The 19,651-nt window shown below is 71.2% G+C and carries 14 protein-coding genes; 1 reads left to right on the top strand and 13 read right to left on the bottom strand.

Translation table 11 applies throughout. From position 1 onward, the window contains the following. Positions 1-164: 164 nt before the first annotated feature. Entirely contained in the window at positions 165-1,229 is a 1,065-nt protein-coding gene (locus A8M77_RS31525; protein WP_086925419.1) for a CDP-6-deoxy-delta-3,4-glucoseen reductase, read from the bottom strand. 106 nt (positions 1,230-1,335) lie between these two features. On the opposite strand from A8M77_RS31525, the gene A8M77_RS31530 reads away from it, so the two are divergent. Then, on the top strand, positions 1,336-2,253 hold the full coding sequence (locus A8M77_RS31530; protein WP_086925420.1) for an NAD-dependent epimerase/dehydratase family protein: 918 nt from the start codon (positions 1,336-1,338) through the stop codon (positions 2,251-2,253). Positions 2,254-2,255: 2 nt separating this feature from the next. On the opposite strand, the gene A8M77_RS31535 is transcribed toward A8M77_RS31530, so the two are convergent. Genes A8M77_RS31535 through A8M77_RS31590 form a run of 12 tightly spaced genes read right to left on the bottom strand, consistent with a single transcriptional unit; the run spans position 2,256 to position 19,646 of the window. Next, entirely contained in the window at positions 2,256-3,707 is a 1,452-nt protein-coding gene (locus A8M77_RS31535) for a DUF6519 domain-containing protein (protein WP_086925421.1), read from the bottom strand. A 16-nt stretch (positions 3,708-3,723) separates the two neighbouring features. Further along, a complete protein-coding gene (locus A8M77_RS31540) occupies positions 3,724-5,997 on the bottom strand; it encodes a hypothetical protein (protein WP_086925422.1) in 2,274 nt (757 codons plus the stop codon). 13 nt (positions 5,998-6,010) lie between these two features. Beyond that, a complete protein-coding gene (locus A8M77_RS31545; RefSeq protein WP_086925423.1) occupies positions 6,011-9,397 on the bottom strand; it encodes a putative baseplate assembly protein in 3,387 nt (1,128 codons plus the stop codon). After that, positions 9,394-12,090, bottom strand: a complete 2,697-nt coding sequence (locus A8M77_RS31550) for a putative baseplate assembly protein (protein WP_086925424.1) — start codon at positions 12,088-12,090, stop codon at positions 9,394-9,396. Before A8M77_RS31550 ends, A8M77_RS31545 begins: the two co-directional genes overlap by 4 nt. Next, a complete protein-coding gene (locus A8M77_RS31555) occupies positions 12,087-12,461 on the bottom strand; it encodes a GPW/gp25 family protein (RefSeq protein ID WP_086925425.1) in 375 nt (124 codons plus the stop codon). The genes A8M77_RS31550 and A8M77_RS31555 overlap by 4 nt, the downstream gene beginning before the upstream one ends. A 7-nt stretch (positions 12,462-12,468) precedes the next feature. Beyond that, the gene (locus A8M77_RS31560) at positions 12,469-12,792 is read right to left on the bottom strand and encodes a hypothetical protein (RefSeq protein WP_086925426.1); all 324 of its coding nucleotides are present in this window, start codon (positions 12,790-12,792) and stop codon (positions 12,469-12,471) included. Between the two features lie 9 nt (positions 12,793-12,801). After that, positions 12,802-13,344, bottom strand: coding sequence for a phage baseplate assembly protein V (locus A8M77_RS31565; RefSeq protein ID WP_086925427.1), 543 nt, complete (start codon positions 13,342-13,344; stop codon positions 12,802-12,804). Beyond that, the gene (locus A8M77_RS31570) at positions 13,341-14,471 is read right to left on the bottom strand and encodes a hypothetical protein (protein WP_086925428.1); all 1,131 of its coding nucleotides are present in this window, start codon (positions 14,469-14,471) and stop codon (positions 13,341-13,343) included. Before A8M77_RS31570 ends, A8M77_RS31565 begins: the two co-directional genes overlap by 4 nt. After that, entirely contained in the window at positions 14,464-14,787 is a 324-nt protein-coding gene (locus A8M77_RS31575) for a hypothetical protein (RefSeq protein WP_086925429.1), read from the bottom strand. Before A8M77_RS31575 ends, A8M77_RS31570 begins: the two co-directional genes overlap by 8 nt. Before the next feature lie 29 nt (positions 14,788-14,816). After that, positions 14,817-17,000 carry an eCIS core domain-containing protein gene (locus A8M77_RS31580; protein ID WP_086925430.1) on the bottom strand — a complete coding sequence of 728 codons (2,184 nt, stop codon included), beginning with the start codon at positions 16,998-17,000 and terminating at the stop codon, positions 14,817-14,819. A 12-nt stretch (positions 17,001-17,012) separates the two neighbouring features. Beyond that, entirely contained in the window at positions 17,013-17,660 is a 648-nt protein-coding gene (locus tag A8M77_RS31585; RefSeq protein WP_086925431.1) for a hypothetical protein, read from the bottom strand. A 12-nt stretch (positions 17,661-17,672) separates the two neighbouring features. Then, positions 17,673-19,646: an eCIS core domain-containing protein gene (locus tag A8M77_RS31590; RefSeq protein WP_086925432.1), complete on the bottom strand. Its 1,974-nt coding sequence runs from the start codon at positions 19,644-19,646 to the stop codon at positions 17,673-17,675. Positions 19,647-19,651 lie beyond the last annotated feature (5 nt).

The following is a 19,651-nucleotide window of genomic DNA, read 5'->3' on the forward strand; positions in this document are numbered from 1 at the left end:
CGGCTGCCCGGTGCAGGGCACCAGCGGCATGAACATGGAGTTCGGCGGCAGCTATGCGGTGGAGGGGCGGCCCTTCAATCTCCGCACGGCGAACGTGCCCTGATCGAACTGTCCTGACCTGGCCTGAAGACGGCCCGCCTTGTGCGGGCCTTTCTTCGTGAGGCTCAGGGCAGCGCCTTGTCGGCCTCCGTCGTGAACGCGTCCGCGAAGAACTCGTCTTCCGGCAGCCCCCGTTGCGCCACATAGTCGCGCTTGGCCGACTCGACGACGATCGGTGCGCCGCAGGCATACACCTGATAGCCCGATAGATCCGCGAAATCCTCCATCACGGCCCGGTGCACGAAGCCCGTGCGCCCACGCCAGTTGTCTTCGGGCACGGCATTCGAGACCACCGGCACGTAGCTCAGTTGAGGCATGTCCGCCATGGCGGACCGCACCCAGTCGTCCATGTACAGATCCTCCGGCCGCCGCCCGCCCCAGTACAGCGTCGCGGGCCGGTCGATGGCCTTGAACTTCATGTGCTCCAGCAGGGCCTTGATCGGCGCGAAGCCGGTGCCCGAGGCCAGCAGCACCAGCGGCTTGTCGGAGTCCTCACGCAGGAAGAAGCTGCCGTACGGGCCTTCGATGCGCAGGATCTCCTTCTCCTTCATCGCGCCGAACACGTGGTCGGTGAACTTCCCGCCCGGCATGTGCCGGATGTGCAGCTCGATGCCGGTGCCGGGCTCGCCGAGCGTGTGCGGCGCGTTGGCCATCGAGTAGCTGCGCCGCGCGCCATCGCGCAGGATGAATTCGACGTACTGCCCGGCATGAAACTGCAGCGGCTCGCCGGCGGGCAGCTGCAGGCGCAGCATCACCACGTCGTGCGACTTGCGCGAGATGGACTGCACGCGCACCGGCATCTTGCGGATGGGGAAGGCATTGGCATCCGTGACCTGGCGCGACTCGAGCACCACGTCGCTCTTCGCCAGCGCGCAGCAGGTCAGCACGTAGCCTGCCTGCTCCTCGTCGGCGCTGAGTGCCTTGCTCTGGTGCACGCGCAGCGTGACCTCGCCCGACAGCTTCTTGCACTTGCAGGAGCCGCAGGCGCCGTCCTTGCAGCCATAGGGCAAGCCGATGCCCTGGCGGATCCCTGCCGCGAGGATGGTCTCGTCCGAGTGCGCGGTGAAGTGCCGCCCGCTGGGCTCAACCGTGATGTGAAAGCCCGCCTCGTCCGGCGCTGCGCTCGTCATGGGTATTCTTCGACTCTTGATCAAGGAAAAGGGATCCGATTTTGCCCTCATTCAACAGCCCGTCCGGCACCAGGGTGCGTCAGCATTCAAACGCGAGGGCGTTTGAATGCTGACGCACCCTAGGCCTGCGCGCTTTCGCCGCGAACGGGTGCTCGTGGTCGGCTGCGGCGACGTGGGCCTGCGCGCTGCGCGCGCGCTGCGCGGTCGCGTGCGCCTGCTCGCGCTGACCTCCTCGCCCGACCGGGTGGCCGCGCTGCGGCAGGCGGGCCTCACGCCGATCGTGGCCGACCTCGACCGCCCCGAGTCGCTGCGCCGCCTCTCGGGCCTGGCCACGCGCGTGCTGCACCTCGCGCCGCCGCCGCGCGTCGAAGGCGCTCGCTGGTGGCGCGATGCACGCACCGCCGCGCTGGTGCGGGCATTGCGCCTCCGCAGTCTGCCGGGCGCGCTGGTCTACGGCTCCACCACCGGTGTCTATGGCGACTGCGGCGGCGCGCGCATCGACGAGACCCGTGCCGTGCACCCCGACACCCCGCGGGCACACCGCCGCGTCGACGCAGAGCGCGCCGTGCGCTGGCTGGGCCGCGCCGGCGTGGCCGTGCGCATCCTGCGCATCCCTGGTATCTACGCACCCGACCGCGAAGGCGGCACGCCGCGTGGGCGCTTGCTCAAGGGCACGCCGGTGCTGCGCGCCGAGGACGACGTCTACACCAGCCACATCCATGCCGACGACCTGGCACGTGCCTGCGTGGCGGCGCTATGGCGCGGCGGTCCGCAGCGTGTGTTCCACGTGAGCGACGACACCGAGCTCAAGATCGGCGACTACATCGACCTTGCGGCCGACCTCTACGGCCTGCCGCGCCCGCCGCGCATCGCGCGCGACGAGGCGCAGGCCCAACTGCCCTTGCTGCAGATGAGCTTCATGAGCGAGTCGCGGCGGCTGGACAACACGCGCCTGAAGCGGGAACTGCGCCTGCGCCTGCGCCATCCGACCGTCGCCACCGGGCTGCTGCAGCCTGCGGCCTGAGCCTAATTGGTGAGCTCGACCAGCGACTTGAAGCGCAGCGTCGGTCCGGCGAACACGCCGACCTTGTTGTCCGCGCCCACCTCCAGGATCGCCAACGGCGCGTAGTGGTGTTCGACGCCATGCGGCGGCTGCGGCAGCGGCTCGCGCTGCGGAGCAGCGCCGCGCGGCCACAGCACATCGCCGATGGCGGCCCGCGCAGGAACGAGCCAGTAGTCGCCGCTGCGGTAGTGCTGCTGCTGGCCGGCCGGCGCCGCGTCGAAGCGGATCGACAGGCCTTCCTCGATCGTCAGCCACTTGCCTTCCTCGAGGGTCAGTGCCAGGTCGTCCGCGACTTGCGCGCGGCCGTCGTTGAGGGCCTTCGTGCTTTCGGTGGCGCGGCGTCGGCGTCCGTGGTCCCAGCGGCGCAGCACGGCATGGCGCGACGAACTCACGCTGCCCGCGGGGCCGTCGGCTTCGAAGTACACCGCCCCGGTGTCGATGTCGACGCCGCTCACGCGCCGTAGCGGGCCGGCCCGGCCGCCCAGGGCGGTCCAGTCGTCCGAAAGTTCGACGATGTCGCCGACGGCGAGATCGAAGCGGGCGTCGCGCCACCCCGCCGCGAGCTGCACCGATTTATCGTCGATGCGCTCCACGGCGAACAGCACGCTCGCGTTCTCGCGCGACCACACGAAGGTGGGCTCGTCGTTCGTGACCGAGCCGGAGCGATGGATCTCCACGCGGTAGAGCTGGTTCTCCAGGCCGCGGTAGCGCGACCTCGGCGACACGACGCACGGGTTGCCCGCATCGTCCTCGCTCACTTCGGCCGCCTTGGCCGCCATCTGTCCGCGCCATGGCGGCTGCCACAGGGCCTGCCACTGGGCCCAGTTGGCTTGCATCCAGGCGTTCCACGTCTCGTACTCCGGCGCGCCGGGCGGCAATGCCGGCGCGCCCGTGCCGAGGCTGATCCTCACTTGCCAGACCACCTGTGCGCGCGTCGTGGTGTCCGGGCCCCCCAGCGCCACTTCACGCAGAGCGGCCGGCGAACCGGGGTCCGCGGCGTCGTCGACCTCGGTCGCCGTGAGGTGGCGCTCGAAGACATCGAGGTAGGCCAGGTAGCGCTTGTTGGTCTCCAACGCGTCGGGCTCCGGCAGCCAGGTCTGTGGCGGCGGCGCACCGTCATCGCCCTTCGCGTAGAGCACGTCGGCGTCGTTCTCGCACAGCCAGCCGTCGACGTAGTAGTGGCCCTTGCCGATGACGAAGTTCTTCGCCAGCGCGTCCGGATTGCGCAGTTCGAAGCCGGTTCCCGGCCCGCCCTGCGGCCCGATCAGGTCCGCCGCCAGGCTGCGCAGAAGATGCAGCTGGATGGCCTGGCGTTCGTTCCCGCCCGCGTCCAGTTCGAGACGCCCCTGCTGCTGGAGGACGCGGCTGTAATGCCGCAGCTTGTCGAAGCTGTCGCGTGAAAAGTCGCCTCTCATGCTGTTCTCCTGGACTTCAGTTTGCAAACACGATGCCGGTGTCGGTGGCCGCGGGCGAGAATTCCTCGAGCCGCGACTGCAGGTTCGCTGTGCGCTGCGGCTGGTAGAGATCGTGATAGACGCCCATCTCCGATTCGTCGCCGGCGCCGCGCACGATCTCCGGCGCGCATGCGAGCGAGAGCCGGCAGTAGGTCGGGGTGCCGTAGCGCGTGCTGTCGAAGCGGGGCCGCACGCGCAGGCGCTCCTGCCCGCGCGTGGCCTCGATGCGCTCGGGCGTGTCGCCGTCGGCGCGGCCGCGTCGCGCGGCGATGTCCTCCACCATGTCGGGCTGGCACTGGAAGCGGCGCGGCGTGCGCGAGTGGGGCGACAGGTAGCAGAAGCGGACGCACCCGATCTGCCGCCGCGCCACGGTGACGCGACCCATGAACAGGCTGTCGTCCGCCGATTCGATCGCATGCGTCATCACGCGCCCGATGACGGTGCTGCGCGCGATGCGCAAGGTCGCGAAGGCCAGGCGCGAGCCCGAGGCGCCGACCGCCTCGCACTGGGCGCCCTCGCAGTCGCTGCCGGTGGCGTCGACCACGCTGTCGCTGATGCGCAGCGGCACGGGGTCGGTCCGCACTTCGTCGTTGTTGATCTGGATGGAGCCGACGATGCTGTGCTCGATCACGATGCAGGCGCCGCAGTCGACCAGCTCGATGCTCGGCTCCGACGGCCTGGCGGGGTCGCAGTTCGGCTCGAGCGACCAGCCCGGTACCAGCGTCGAATGGCGCACGTGGAACGACGCGAGCGCGCCCTCGAGCTGCACGCCGCGGCCCGCGACCATGAGGCCGTCCAGCGTGAAGCGGCTGCCGGCCTCGCCCTCGACGACCATGTTGTCCGTCTGCGAAGTCAGCCAGTCGAGCAGGCGCAGCACCGGGCGCGTGCGCTGCGCGGCGCGCAGTTGGAGGCTGTGGCCGGCCGCGAGGAAGATGTGCAGGGGCAGCACGTAGGCGCCGCTGTCGCCCAGTTCGATCACCGCGTGCCGCGGCTGGTCGGCCGGCGCGCCGACGGCGCCGTGCGCGTCTTCGACACGCCGCCAGCGCTTGAGCGCCTCGCGCAGCGCTTCGACGCCCTTGACCCGGATCAGCTCGGCGTCCGTGTGCTGCTGCAGCGGCCTCGTGTATTCGCCGCCGCCGATGTCGGCGGCGAAGCCGTAGTGGTAGGACACCGTGACCGCCCGCTTGGGCGCCTGGCGCGGCGGGAAGGCGATGCGGCCCAGCACCGGGTCCACGGCGACGTGGTCGCGCGGCGGCTGGTACACCCAGCCTTCGAGGTCTGCGGGAATGATGCGGGCGGCCGGGATCGGCGCGTCGCCGTGCCCCTGGTCGGACCAGCCCGGCGCCCAGATCGCGAGGCTTTGCGCGACCGGTGCGTCGCCGGCGCCGTGCAGGCCGTAGTAGTCGCTCGATGCGTGCGCCAGGCGCTTCCCCGGCGCCGGCGGTGCCGTGAAAGCCGCGCGCCCGATGGGCTCGGGCAGGTCGAGCGCGTCGTTCATGTGGCAGCGCCCGTGCGGCGGCCGCGGGCGGTTGAACAGGGGCAGGTCGTTGCCCAGCACGCTGAAGCTGAAGCAGTTCGGGCCGACGCCTTCCAGGCAGGCCGCCGGTGCCCGCGTGATCGGGTAGGCCTTCAGGCGCCAGACGAACACGCCCACGCTCGGCGGTGCATGGTGGCCCGGCGTGCGGGTGGAGATGATGCGGCGCAGGTCCGGCGTGCGGGCCAGGCCGTCGAAGCCGCCTCCCAGGCCCTGCAGCAGGCTCGACGCGCGCAGGTCCACCGCCCGGCCGCGCTCCGGGCGAGGCAGCCGAAGCGACTGCGTCTGCGCGAGCAGCATGCCGAACTCCACCGCGCGCGCGGGCCAGCCGGCGACGTCCCTGGCCAGCCATTCGAGCAGAGCCAGCGTGCCCTTGCGGCGGCGATAGCCCAGCGTGTGCGCCACCTCGCGGCGCGGCAGCAGCACCGCGTTGCGAACGAGCGAGCCGGCGTCCTCGCCCGGCTCGCCCGCTTCGTGGATCGGTTGATGGCCGATCAGGTCGGCGATGTACGCAACGGCCCATGGCTCGCAGGTCTCGATGAACCAGTTGTCATACAGGCGCTGCAGGTCTTCCTCGAGCAGGTCGACCTGCTCGGTGATGACTTGCAGCAGGGCGCGCAGCGGCTCGCCCTGCTCGCTGTCGCGCAGGCGGACGAAATCGGGCAGCAGCAGGTAGAGCCGATCGATGGGAAGGGCAGTGGCAGTCTCGGTGGGCATTGCAAGGTTCCCTTCACTTGATCTGGTTCAGCACCAGGGTCTCGGGGACCTCGCTGCTGAACTGCACCAGCTGCGCCGGCAGCACGGCGGAGCCGTCGGCGTTGCGCCGCGCAGGCCGTGCCTGCACCGCGGCCGTCACGCCGTCGGACACCACTTGCGCGATGGCATCGGCCGTCTCGGCCGGCGTCAGGGGTTGGGGGCGGATGCCGTCGAAGCGCATCGTGTCGATCGCACCGAAGGCGTCGAGGTCGACCCAGCTGACGCCCGGCACCGACTGCATCACGCGCAGCACCTCGCTGCTGGCGACGCCCTGCGCGAGCTCGCGCCGATCGAAGCCGAAGGCCTCCAGCAGCGCACGGCGCAGCTCGGAGACCACCGGCTCCCACAGGCGGTCGGGGTCGATGCGCAGCCTGGCGCTCGCGATCAGGAGCCGCAGCTCGCGCGGCGCCAGCGCGACCGGCTGGAAGGGATCGCCGAGATCGCGCATCGCGCGGCGCAGGGCGCCCAGCAGTTCCGAGTCGTTGTCGATCGGTATGTCGTCCACGCCAGCCACCGTCACGTGGACCAGGCTGCGCCGGCCGTCGCTCAGCTCCTGCGCATCCGCCTTGCCGATGCCGGCGAAGCAGCGCGCGAAGTCGGCATAGTCGGGCGTCGAGACCAGCCGGTCGAGGGCCTTCACCGCGATCGGCGCATTGCGCCGCACCTGGTCGCGGCTCTCGCGATCGGCACCTCCCGATGCGCGCAGCGGGTTGACCACCTCCTTGACGCCCAGCTGGCGCGTCGCGAGCTGCTGGATCTGGCCCGCCTTCACGTTGCCGGGGCGCCCGATCCCGTTGCGGTAGATCGCCTTCACGTTGCCGATGCCGGTGGGAAGCCGTGTGCCTTCGATGCCGTTGCCGAACCGGACCGTGGTCATGGCCCGGTCGTCGGTGTGGACCTGGTAGATGCGCTCGGTGGCGCCATGGCCGAAGAAGCCGGGCACCTCCTGCCAGCGCACGTCGTTGACGTACACCCGCAACGTGCTTTCGGCGCCGGACGCCGTCGGCGCGGGCAGGTGGGTCAGGGGCGTCTGCTTCAGCTCGAACGCCTGCATGGGCCGCGTGCCGTCGCCGTTGCCCAGCGTCTCGTTGCGCGATTCGCCATGCGAGGCCTTCACCACGTTGCCCATGATCGACACGGTCTCGCGCCGGTAGCAATAGGCCAGCGGTTTGTCGATCCGGATGAAGGTGTGGTTGCTGTCGCCGGCCAGCTTGGGCGGAGGCTCCCCGCCCTGGCCGGCGGCTGCTTTGCGCGCCGCCTCGGCGGCCAGCGTCCACGGGCCTGGCGCGGTGCCGGCGGCGCGCACGTCGTGCAAGACCGAGGTGATCATCACCGCCTCGCTCGCGAACACCCCGCGCGTTTCGCCCACGTCCGCGCGCTCGCCGCTCACGACCAGGAAGCGCCCGGCCTCGAGGCCGGCATACAGGCCGTCGAGCTCGATCGATGCCGCTTCGTCGACGGCGCCGGTCTGGGTGCCGCCGCCTGCATTCGGCGCGTGGCTGCAGAGGTCCAGCCGGATCGGCCGTTCCGCCAGCGCCAGCGGCTCGCTCTGCGCATAGACGGCGGTGCGCCGGATCACCTGGAAGTCGCGCTCCCACGTTTTCGGGTCGTCCTTCAGGCCGAACTCATCGTCGTCGTCCACCAGGAACTCGATCCATTGCGCCGAGCCGAGGACCAGGCCGGTCGAGTCGCCGCTCCCGCCATAGTCGGCGCGGGCCACCTTCGGGAACACGGTCTTCACCGTCGTCACCAGCATCGATTGGGCGGGCCGGACCATGATGTCCTTCTTGTCGAACACCGGCACCGCGCCGGCATCGACGAAGACCCAGGAGCCCGGCGCGATGTCGCCATGCGCGGCATCGAGGTACACGGTGTCGGTGCTTTCCCTGGCGACGAGGACGCCCGCGTCCTCGTCCCAGTCGACGGCGATCGGCCACTCGCCGTCGTCGACCGCGTGGCTGGCCTGCGGCGGAGCGCCAGCGGCCAGATTCACGGTGTCGAACTCGATGCGGGTGCGCCTGGGAAAGCCGCGCCCGAAGACCCCGGCCGCCAGCCGCGGCGCCCAGACGCGGATCGTCTGCGCCGGGCTGGCCGCCTCGTAGCCCGCGATCGCCGGCGCCAGCGTGTCCTTCAGTGCCGGCGCCGTGGCCTCCAGCACCTTGAGTCCGGCGTCGGCCACCGGCGTGAAGCTGGTGGCCAGCGAGCGAGGCAGCTGCAGCGCATTCTTCAGCGGCTTCGACGGCGGCGTGTTCAGCTGGCCGATGCGCATGGCCAGCGGCGTCAATTCCTGGCCCTGGGGCAGAGCGGCCAGCGCTTCGGCAAGCGACTGCAGCCAGGGCCGCAGGCGCGTGGCCCGCTGGATGGCCGGATCGGCCAGGTGTGCGTCCACCCGCTGGCGCAGGCGCCGCAGCCCCGAGGCGAAGGCCGTATGGCGGGGATTCAGGCTGTCCAGGTGCGCGAGTTCCTTTTGCAGGCTGCCGGCCGTCGTCCCGCCCTGCGGCGCGCCGAGGCCGAGCGCGGCCAGCGATGCGGTGGGCAGGACGGCCGCGGGCTTCGGACCCTCCCACGGCTCGATGCGCACCAGCGTACGCTCGGCCGGCGCGTCCGGCTCGACCGCCACCACCCGGTAGGGCAGGGGCGGCGCCGTGGTCTCGCCGGGATCGATCAGCAGCGGGTCGCCGACCTTCAACCGCGTCTGCGTGCCGGCCAGCCACAGTTCGCCGCTCGAGTCGATGCCGGCCCATTGCTGCGGCTCCGTCTGGCGCAGGCCCAGCCTGTTCCATGCCGCGCGCGCCTTCAGGTCCTGCGAGGTCTCGAAGCTCTGCTGCTGTTCGTCCTGGCCCGGGACGGACTGGGCGCGCGACCCCTCGGGAATGACGATGTCGCCCGCCGTGTTGGGGTCGATCGTGTAGGCCAGGTACACGCTGGACGCGACGCCCGGCCGCGGCCGGTAGCCGACCAGCCGCGCCAGCTCGAACACCGAGCGCATCTCGGTGGCGGTGCGCAGGTACCCCTCGTTGGCGATCCGCTCCTGGTAGAAGCTCAGGATGTCCCCCACCACGGCGCAGGCATCGAGCAGCGCGATCGCCGGATCGCTGCCGTCGCGCACCCGCAGCCCGGCCAGCGGGCGCGCGCCCTGCGTGCCCGGGGGCGCCTCCGGCGGCACGGGCAACCGGTGCAGCGACAGGCGCGCCTTCATGGTCTCGAAGAAGCTGCCGTGCGTGCCGATGCGGTAGTGCAGCGTCGCCAGGCCGGGCCGGTTGGCCGTCCGCAGCGGCGTCAGGACGCGGATTCCCTCGCAGCAGCCGCAGCCGCGGCCGCCGCAGGCGCAGCGCCATCCGGTGGACATCGTGCTGTTCATCGTCCGCCCTCCATCGCGATCACGAGCTGGCCGTTCTCGGGAAACACGGGGTCGTTGTCCAGGCGCGCGACCTCGAGCGGGCCGATCGCCAGCACGCCGCTCTCGAGTTCGCCGTCGGGTCCCTCGAACAGGCGCTCGAGGCGCTCCAGGACCACCCCGGCCACGCCGTCGACCGACTGCGCCAGCGCGACGATGCGGCTGGCCGACACCGGCTGGCCGAGCTTCAGCGCGTCGGGATGGAAGAAGCCGGTGGCCAGGCCGCCGGCGCGCGGACGGCGCACCCGCGCGGTGCCGAAGACTTCGAGCAGCGCCGCCTTCACGTGGGCGCCGAGGTAGCCCGGCTTCACGCAGATGCGCATCGCCACGTCCAGCGGAACCTGGCGTGCCGGCACAACCCGCAGCGCGTGCCCGATGCGCCGCAGGCAGCGCAGGTGCTGTTCGATGCACTGGAGCAGCGCATCGCTCGGCGTGGCCCGGCCCACGGCGTCCACGGCGATCTGCACTTCGACGTGGGCACCGCTGGCCCGCATCACGGCCGCGGCACCCTGCACCGAGCCGGCGAAGTCGCGCATCACCAAGGCGGCATAGTCGCCGGCCGTCACGGCGCGCTCCAGCCGATGGCGGAAGGCGTCGGGAATGCGCCGCCTGGCTTCAGCCGTGTTCTCGGGTGCGGTCCCGCCCGCCGCGGGCAGGGGATTGCGCACCCGCAGGCCGGCGCCGTTCGGCATGCCGTTGCGGAACACGACCTGCAGGAGCGCGTCCGCGCCGACGTTGCCGATGCTGCCGTTGCCCACCCGGTAGTGGCAGCGGAAGGACTCGCCGGCTTCCGGGGCGCGGCCGCATTCGCCGTCCCCGAAGCGCAGCCACGGGACCCGGTCGTCGTCGACCTCGACGACGAAGTGGCGGTCGTCGGGGCCGCTGCCCTGCAGGTCCTGCCGTGCGACCCAGCGCCGCGGCGCGGCCTTCGGTGCGGCGTCGGCCGGCAGGCTGTGGAGCGTGACTTCGGGCAGCGCGGCCAGCACGTCCTGCGCGAGCGTGGCGCCAGCCGCGCTGTCGCCGCAGCCGCCGCAGCAGGATTCGTCGCCGCCTTCCTCGCAGGGGGCGAGCGGCGTGGCGAAGGTGGGGTCGGGCTGCGGCAATCGCGGGCGGTAGCGTCCCGGCTTGTGCGTGGTTTCGGCGTCTTCGCAGGCATCCTCGCAGCGCGCCACGGTGTCGACGACCGGAACCGACCCGAGCTCGTCCTGCGCGTCCAGCCCGTGGTCCACCAGCACCACGTTGCCCCAGGCCACGCTGACGTCGAGCAGCGTCTCGCAGGCCGGCGCATCGCTCACCGACGACAGGCACAGCGCAAAGGGCAGCTGATCCTCCGGGCACCATTCGATCTCGTAGAGCAGTTGCTGCGTCAGCGGGTCGTACGAGGGCACGGCGCGGGTCAGCCGCACCGCGTGGCGGTGCGTGGGATCCGCATCGGCCGGAACACCGGTGCGCGGGCCCTTGAGTTCCTCGAACAGCAGCACTTCGCAGGGCTGGAGATGCAATTGGTGCCAGCGGCCTCGCGCGATGCCGGCTTCGAGCTCCTCCCGCGGCGGCGGCGGCTTCGGCAGCGTGCCCGGGTCGACCAGCGTGGCGGAGGTGGCGCCTTGCGCGAGGCAGCAATCGGATTCGCTCCACCGGTAGATGCCAATGCGGTTGCGTGCCTGCCGCAGGATCAGGGTGTCGCTGCCGGCCGGCAGCCGCGGCTGGAAGCCGAGGAAGGGCGCCGGCTCCGTGCGCGGGAGGTCCTGGTCCTTCAGCACCGGGTCGTGCAGCTGTGGATGCTGCGTGATCACGTAGAAGTCCCCCGCCTTCAGCGTCAGCGCCGCGACGCCGACCTCGAAGGCGACCCAGGCTCGCGCGTTGCAGCCTTCGTGCAGCAGATAGTCGACCAGCCGCGCATGCCGGCGCACGGAGACGCGCAGGCGCGCCGTGTCGAGGTAGGCCTCGGTGGCCACGGCGTCCTGCTGGTAGCTCAGCTGGTCGCCTACGTACGCCAGCAATTCGACCAGCGTGATGCCGAGGTCGGGTGCGTGCCGCTCGGTCCAGTCGGGCATCAGCAGCGAGAGCCGGTCGAGCAGCAGGCGGCGCAGGCTCGCATAGTCCCTGGCCAGGTAGTCGATGGCCGGCTCATCGAGCGGCGGCGCCTCGCACGTGCTCGGCGCGGCGCAGTCGAGATCGCTCGGGCAGCCGGCCTTGAAGCTGAAGCACACGCACGCATAGCGCGGGTCGAAGTCTTCCGGCGGCCTACCGGTCGGGCGTCCCGCCTGGTCGAGCGCGACCACGCACAGCCGGTAGACCGAGAAGTCGCCCGGCCTGTCGACGGTCACGATCATGCGGTCGTCCAGGCCGTCGTCGTCGCTGCATTCGATGCGCATGCCGGTCACGCGCAGGTCGCGGATGCGGCGGCCGCCTTCGATGCGCAGGTGGGCGGCCGTGATCCACTTCGGCGCACGGCCCAGGAAATGCACGGTCAGCGTCGTCTGCGCATCGTCGACCTCGACATCGTCGAGCCCGTTGCGATCGGAGCTGCGCACCAGGCGGCGGCGCTCGCCGTCGTGGCGGCAGGCGAGAGGATCGGCCGCGGTGTTCATTCGGAGCACCTCCGTGCTGCGCCCTGCCGTGCGGGCTTGCTTGGGGCGGCCCGGCGCGGCGCTCATGTGGACGCTCCGGCAGATCCGGGAATGACGAACGATGCGTGGTGCGTTTCCTTGGAACCCGGCAGCAGGTAGTCGAGCTCGAGCCGCAACACGGCGCCGTCGGCGGTGACGCCGAACTTCTGCACCACGATCACGTCGCCCAGGTGGCGCTGCAGCGCGGCCCGGGTCGTGAACTCGATCGCGGTCGCGCGTTCGGGACTGTTGGGCTCGAAGACGGCGTCCATCAGCCCGCTGCCGAAGTCCGGGCGGTTCACGCGCTCGCCCGGCCGCGTGAAGAGAAGCAGCTCGATCATGTCGCGCACGTGGTCGGCGTCGGGCGCGGCAGCCGTGCGGCCGTGCGCATCGAAGTGGAAGGGGAAGTCGATGTTCATGGACGACTCACATCGCGCTCACGCGCGTCTGGGTGGCCAGCACCATCATCGGCGTGCCGCTCGGCGCGCAGATCGAGCTGCTGGACTGCACGAGAAGAGGCTGCCCGCCGGACAGCACGCGCGTCGTGCCGCTGAGCCATTGGCCGCTGACGCAGGGGCCGTTGCCGGCCGTCGGCGGCGGCAGCGCGCAGCCGGCGATCACGTAGGGCGAGGACACCAGCACGCTGGGCGCGCCGCCCAGCGTCACGCGCGGATTGGGCACCGTCGGCGTGGCTTGCCCGCCGTGGGCACACAGCACCTGGGCGCCGACCTGGACGAGGAATCCCGGCATCTTGTTTTCCTAGGTGACGGACAGCGCGCCGTTGTTGACCAGCACGGTCGGCCCCACCAGCGTGATCGAGGCGCCCTTGCCGTTGGTGATGTAGATGCCCGAGTCGTTGACGACGACCATGGCATTGGTCGCGCTCTTGAGCACGATGCCGCCGGTGGCCGGCGTCGGCGGCGCGTCGCTGATCACCAGCGTCTGCTGGCCGAGCGTCTGCATCACGATGTTGGGCGAGGCCGGCAGCCCGGCCTTCGCCAGCAGCGGGATGTCGGACTGGCCGCCCCAGCGGCAGCCGACCCACACCGGGTAGTTGGGATCGCCGCGCTCGAACTCCACCCAGACGCCGGCGCCGATCGGCGGCACCATGTACACGCCCATCGGCGGCCCGGTCGGACCGGCCAGGGGCACGCAGGCTTCGGCCCAGGTCGAGGGCAGCGGGCCGAGCACGTCGGGAATCATCAGCTGCAACCGTCCGCGCTGCTCGGGGTCGATGTTCTGCAGCACCGTCGCGCGGTACTTGCCGTGGAAGCTTCCGCCTTCGCCGGATGTCGTCGTCATGGCATCACCACCGGAGTTTGCGAGATCAGGCCGTCGCGCGACAGCTGGAAGCTCTGCTTGTATTCGCCGCGCTTGATGCTGTGGGTCACGCTGTCGACGTAGTACATGCCGTCGTAGGCCAGCCCGGCGCCGCGCACGCCCACCAGCATGCGCGCGCGCAGGATGTGGCCGTAGCGCGCCACGTCCAGCGAGCCCGAACCGCTGATGGCATCGGCGCTCTGGAGCATGTAGCCGAAGGCCCGCTTGGCCAGCTCGGTCGGCGTCAGGTGCGTGGTCTCCTGCGCGAACACCACCTTGGCCGGCGGCGTGGGGCGCAGGCCGAGCGGCGGATGCAGCGGGTTGATGTCGGGCACCGGGATCGGCACCGGGATCTTGCGCGTCACCGGATCGAAGGTGAACATGATCACCTGCTTCTTGGCCAGGCCGTCGAGACTGAAGCTGAGCGATTCCACGTTGGTGTCGCCGTCCGAGTTGACGCTCAGCGCGGGCTGCGGCAATGGGATGCGCACGTCCGGCCCGAAGTAGGCCAGGCTCTGCAGCGGTGCCGGCCCCGGTTCGACGTAGAACACGTAGCCGCTCTGCGACGCCAGCGACTTGATGTAGTCGCGATCGGTTCGCGCGCCCTGGGTGTCGAAGCGGCTGGTCGGGCTGTCGACCGAGACCACCGGCGGCGGCACGACGATGGGCGTGAGGCCGAAGGCCGCATACGGTGCGAGGATCAGCAGGATGCGCGCCACCTCCGGCATCGCCGGGAAAGAGCGCTGCAGCTGGATCACGTCCATCAGGATGCTCAGGTCCTCCCCGGTGATGGTGAGCGTGCCCTGCCCGGGCTGGTTGCCCGGCTGCATTTCCTGGCGCGTGACCACGCCGTCCATGAGCACGTGGGGAATGCCCTTGAAGGTGGCGATGATGACCACGCGCGTGACGATCGGGTCGAAGAATCCGGCGGGCAGCAGCGCCAGTTGCAGCGGCGAGCTCTTGCCCATGCCGAAGGTGATCTGGAACCCGCTTCGATCGCGCGAGCTGTTGACTTCCACGCGCTGCAGCGCTTCGGTGACCGGCAGCGGCGCGGGCAGCGGCACGGCCACCGGGCCGATCAGCAGGCTGAGATGCAGCGCGTCAAACAAGCGGAGCTCCCGGTATGCCGTCGGGCAGGGTGATCCTCAGGCGGCGTCCGGCCTCCTCGGTCAGCGCCGCGGGGCGCATCGCGCGGTTGGCGTCGCAGATGCGCCAGTACTGCTCGGGGTCGCCCAGGTAGCGCGCGGCGATGTTGTCGATGCGGTCGCTGCCCGTCACGACGTGCACCTGCAGCAGGGCCATGCGCTCCGGCGGCGGAACGAAGCGGCGCTGCAGGTAGACGCGCACCGTGCCGTCCGGCAGCACGAGCTGCGTGGTCTCGATGCCCTGGTAGCGGCTGTTGGCGGGAAGGAGCGGTGTCGTCATGGTGTCGGGCTTTCGTGCGGGGTCACGGTTCAGGCTTCGCAGGGATCGTCAAAGATCAGGGCCGAGATGGCCGCGTCGGGCACATCCGGCGACAGCACGGCCTGCAGCGAGGGTGTTCCGCGTGCGTCGCCGCTCTGCACCCGCCAGCTTCCGTCGGCCTGCTTCAGGTAGACGACGGTGCGATGGTCCATGCGCTGGCGGCCCAGCTCGTCGAAGCTGCAGCGCCCGATGTCCCAGCGGATGGACATCGTCTCTCCGGCGCGTCTCGACGTGGCTGCCGTGCGCAGCCGGGCCCGCCACACCCGGACATCGATGCGATCGCGGCCCGGGACTGCCCGCTCGGCGTCGCGCATCGGATCGATGAGCCACGCGCCGAGGTCATAGAGCAAACCTTCTCCGCTCGGAGCGTCCTGCGGAACGTAGCCCTGGGTGCCGGCCTGTTCGCGGACCCTGCTGCGCACCGCGGACTGGTGGATCCACCCGACCGCCAAGGGCCCGAAGATGCTCAGCAGGCCGCTGCCCACGCCGCCCCAGCCGCCTCCGCTCCGAGGGGGTGCACCTTCCGGCGGCACGGCCTGGCGGGGCGCTTGCGGGTGTGCTGCCTCGGCGGCAGGCTCTGCGATGGTCGTCGGCGGCGGCTCGACGACCGGGGTCTCGCCGGCGGCTGGCGTAGGTCGTGAAGGTTCGGCGACCGGGGTTCGCGGGCCGGCCTGCCGGGGCGGTGGCAGCGTCTGGGGCCGAGGCTGGAGCGGCGCGGGCTCGGTGGCAGGCGGCAGGGTTTCGCCTTGGGCCATGCGGGCGCTCGCGCGATACGACGCGGCGCCGCCTGTTTCCGGCGCGGACGATCCGGCGCTTGGACGCGCGGGACGCACAGTCGCCGTTCTCGCCGTCCATTTCGGACCTGCGCGGCGACCCTCTTCGGGAGCCGGAACCCAGACTTCGAAGGACCCGAGACCGAGTCGCACGGCCAGCGCGCGCAGGCGCGCGAGACAGCCGCCGCAGGCGAGCTGGTCCACCGCGACGATCATTCGTCCACCCGGAAAGCGCCGGCCGGCCAGCCTCAGGCTGAGCCGGGCCACGCCCTGCGCTTCGGCGTGCGCCTGGCCATGCCCTTCGTACTGCGCCAGCTCCAGCGCGACTTGCCGGCCGTCGGCGTCGACCACCTGGATCACCGCATTGGTCTGGTAGCCGCCGCCCGCGGCCGCGCCCCGGGCTTCCGGCGCGAGCGCCTCCGGCGCGATGGGCGCCGTGCTCCCCTCGGGCGACGGCCGCACTGCCGAAAACTGGCGCTGCTCCACCACCATTCGCACCATGTCCTCAGGCGTCGGGGCAGCCCCGGCAGATGCAGTCCTGGCCGGCGTCGAAAGAGGCGCTGCGGGCCGCACCGCCGAGCTTTCCGGGCGAAGCTGCGCGATCAGGGCCTCGCGTTCCGCGATCAGCGCGGCGGTCTCCTCCGGCGACAGGCTGACCGGTCGCGCGGCGCGTGCTTCGAGCTCGGCCAGTCTTTCCAGGATGCCCTGCCGATCGGGCGCGTGCTGGCGCTGGACGACCTGGAGGCCGGCGCTTCGGGTGCGATCCGGACGCGAAGCGGGCGCGACGGATCCCCCGGCCTGCTGGAGCACGTGCGTCAATTCGTGCGCGATCAGGCGGCGTCCCTGGGAGGACTCGGGTGCGAACTGCGCGGCGCCGAAGACCACGTGCCGCCCCACCGTGTAGGCGGCAGCATCGATCGCGCGCGCGGATTCCGCGGCGGCACTGTCGGCATGGACGCGCACGTTCGCATAGTCGTGTCCAAAGCGCCGCTCCATGTCCTGCCGCAGCGACGGCCCGAGCGGCGCGCCCTGCTGTGCAAGCACCCGTTCCACGCTGGACGGCAGGGGTGTCCCGTCGGCCGCCGCGTGCCCGGGTGGTGCGGCCAGGCGGACAGGGCTGCCGGATCGGTTCGCGGGACTGGCGAGTACCTGGTCCGCGATCCTGTCGGCCTCGAGTTCCTGGGCATCGTTGCTCGCGCCCAGCGTGAGCTTGCGCTGCAGGTTCAGCCTGGCATCGGCACAGCGGCGGCATTCGCCGCCGCCGGCGCTGTGCGAGCCGCACGCGCACCGGCGCTGCAGACGACCGCGAACGCCCGTGCCGGCAGGGGACAAGGCCGCGGCATCCCGCGCCGGCGCGAACGCATCGACAGCGGAGGATGGAGCAGCGCGCGAGACAGGCATGTCGGCTCCGGCTCAAAGCTTCAAGGCCACGCCCACGTTCTGGACGTTGTTGAAGAGGTTGGTTCTGGCCAGCGCTTCCTTCGCGACCTGGTGCACGAGGAACAGCGCGTGGCCCGGCGTGGCGATCTGCAGGTCGTTGTAGCTCAGCACCGAGAGCGAGAGCTCGACCTTCGCGCGCGTCGGGTTGAGCAGCGTGTCGTAGGCCTCCTCCGTGATCGTGAGCCCGGTCACGCGCACCGGCAGCACGCGCGTCGGGCCCCACACGAACAGGATCATCGGGCCGGTCGCCGGCAGCACCTCGATCGTGCCGACCGCGGCCAGGATGGCGTTGGCGATGACCAGCGCGCTCTTCGGATAGAGCATCGTCTCCAGCGCCGCGAGCGTGGGGCTGATGCCGGACGCGACGGCCAGCGGCTGGGCCGCTTCGAGCTGGTCGGTGGCGTCGATCTCGACCGTCAGGGTGATCGTTTCCTTGGGCGGGCCGGCGAGCCGGAAGGCCTCGCTGTGCTCGCCGTCGCCGCCGGCCGTGCGGGGCTCGAGCCGGCGGGTCATGGTCTCGGGGTTGTACTGGAAGACCACGACGCTGGCGGGCGGGTTGAGCGGGTCGACGCCGATCAAGGCACCCTTGATGAGGCGCGGGGAGTTGGGAAAGGAAGACATGGCTCGGCGTCCTTATGCGGCTTGCCCGCCTGCGCGCCGGCGGCCCAGGTGTTCGTTCAGCACCGCGTCGGCCTGGGTCCAGGTGTAGGTGCGCAGCAGCCGCTCGATCAGGGTCGCGTCGTCGCGGGCGGCAATCCGGCTTGCCCACTCGTTCGCCGTGGCCGGCGTGCCGAACACGATGCGCCTGAGCCACTCGCTCTGCGGCGCCGGCAGCGCGTCGCTGAGGAACGCCGGGCGCGACACCGCCAGCGCATACAACTCGGCAAAGTATTCGCCCTGGCTTGTGCGCGCGTAGGAGAACTCGACGCCACGCGGGATGCGCGAAGGATCGATCGCATGCAGGAACAGCGTGCTGCCGCCCGAGCCGGCCGCATCGCGCGTGTAGGTGCGCTGCCCCACGGTGACGGACTGGTTCGGCTGCAGCGTCGCGAGCCAGGCATCCAGTTGTGCCTCCTCCAAGCCCAGTTCCGCGCGCAGGCTGTCTCGCTCGGCCTGCCAGTTGGGGGAGCGCGGCGCCGGACTGGTGATCCAGGCCCACGCATAGTCCTGCCACTTCAGGAGGACTTCGAAGAAGGTCTTGAGCTCGGCCGGGGGCACCTGTGCCTCGGCGAGATGGCCCACCTCGTGCCGGAGGGTCTGCTGTGTCGCCGGCAGTCCCAGGTTCGACGAGCGTCCGTAGGGTGCGCTTCCCAGGCCGCGGTCGTAGACGGTGATGCGGCCCGTGCTGGAGTCGGCCTCGCCGCCGATGAACCCTGTTCCCTGCCCCGGCATGGAATGGCCCGCGCAGACACCCTGGGCATTCAGGTCCTCCGGATGGCAGGCGGCACGGCCGAAGACGACGAGCCTTGGATTGCTCCACGTCGCCTGCGGCGGCAATGCCGACAGGGCCTGTTCGATGCTGTCCCAGTCCTCGCCCGACGCCCCGGCGCCCCAACGGCTCGAAGTGCCTGTGTTGTCGAAGGCGACGTTGAAGTGGAATTCGATCCTGACTTCCTGTGTCTTGCGCGCGCACATCGTGTGCAGGTCGTCCAGGAATGAGGCAGGCCCCGCGGCGCCGGGCCCGGCCTGCCGGACACGGGTGCGCAGCGCCGAGGCGTCGGCAGTGATCTCGCTTTCCTCGTTGGCCTGGATGGCGGCGGCATGCGAGGCATTGGACGCAGCGGCGTTGGCCCGGATGCAGGCGAGCGACTGGCTTTCCCAGTCGTCCACGCGGCGCAGCTTGTCGGCCGTGTTCGCCGGTGCAGGTGCAGCGGATGCGGCAGCGCACGGCGATGCGAGGCAGTCGGCCGGGTTGGGGCCGTGCGCCGGGCCCGGATCGAGCATGCGGGTGGCAGGGAAAGGCCTGGGGGCGGAAGACGATGGTCCGACGGGCAGGGAGCCGCGCGCAGGCGTCTGCGCCTGCTGCATCGGCACGCGCGAAAGTCGCGGCCCGGTCGGGGCGAGTGCATGCGGCTGCACGGCGGGCTCGGACACGATGCGCTCGGCCCAGGCATGCGCTTCGCGCTCGGAGGCTTCGTCCGGGTCGCTGATCCGCTCCGGCAGCGAAGAAGCGCTGCAGCCTGCCTGCTGCACCGTGTGCGCAAGTTCATGTGCCAGCAGCCGCGCGCCGGCGCCCGAGCGCATGGGGGCCTGGTCGTGGCCCAGCACGACGTGCGTGGCGAATGCGTAGGCATCGGCATGAACGGCCCGGGCCGACTCCGCCGCTGCTGCGTCGCTGTGGATGCGCACGCGGCTGAGATCGTGTCCGAAGCGCGGCTCCATGAAGGCACGCGTCCCGGGGTCGAGCGGCTGGCCGGGCATGCGCAGCACTTCGTTGACGATCGGCGGAATGGCCGTCGTCTCGTCCTCGCCGCGCTGCTCCGCCTGCAGCCTGCGTGGCGTGGCCGCGCACGCCATGCATCGACACCGGGCGCCATTCGTGCCGCCGCTGCATCCGTGCCGGCGTGCCGGCCGGAAGGTGTCGTCGAAGCGGGTGACGGGTGCCATCGGCG

The sequence above is a fragment of the Variovorax sp. JS1663 genome, assembly GCF_002157355.1.
Classification (GTDB): domain Bacteria; phylum Pseudomonadota; class Gammaproteobacteria; order Burkholderiales; family Burkholderiaceae_C; genus Variovorax.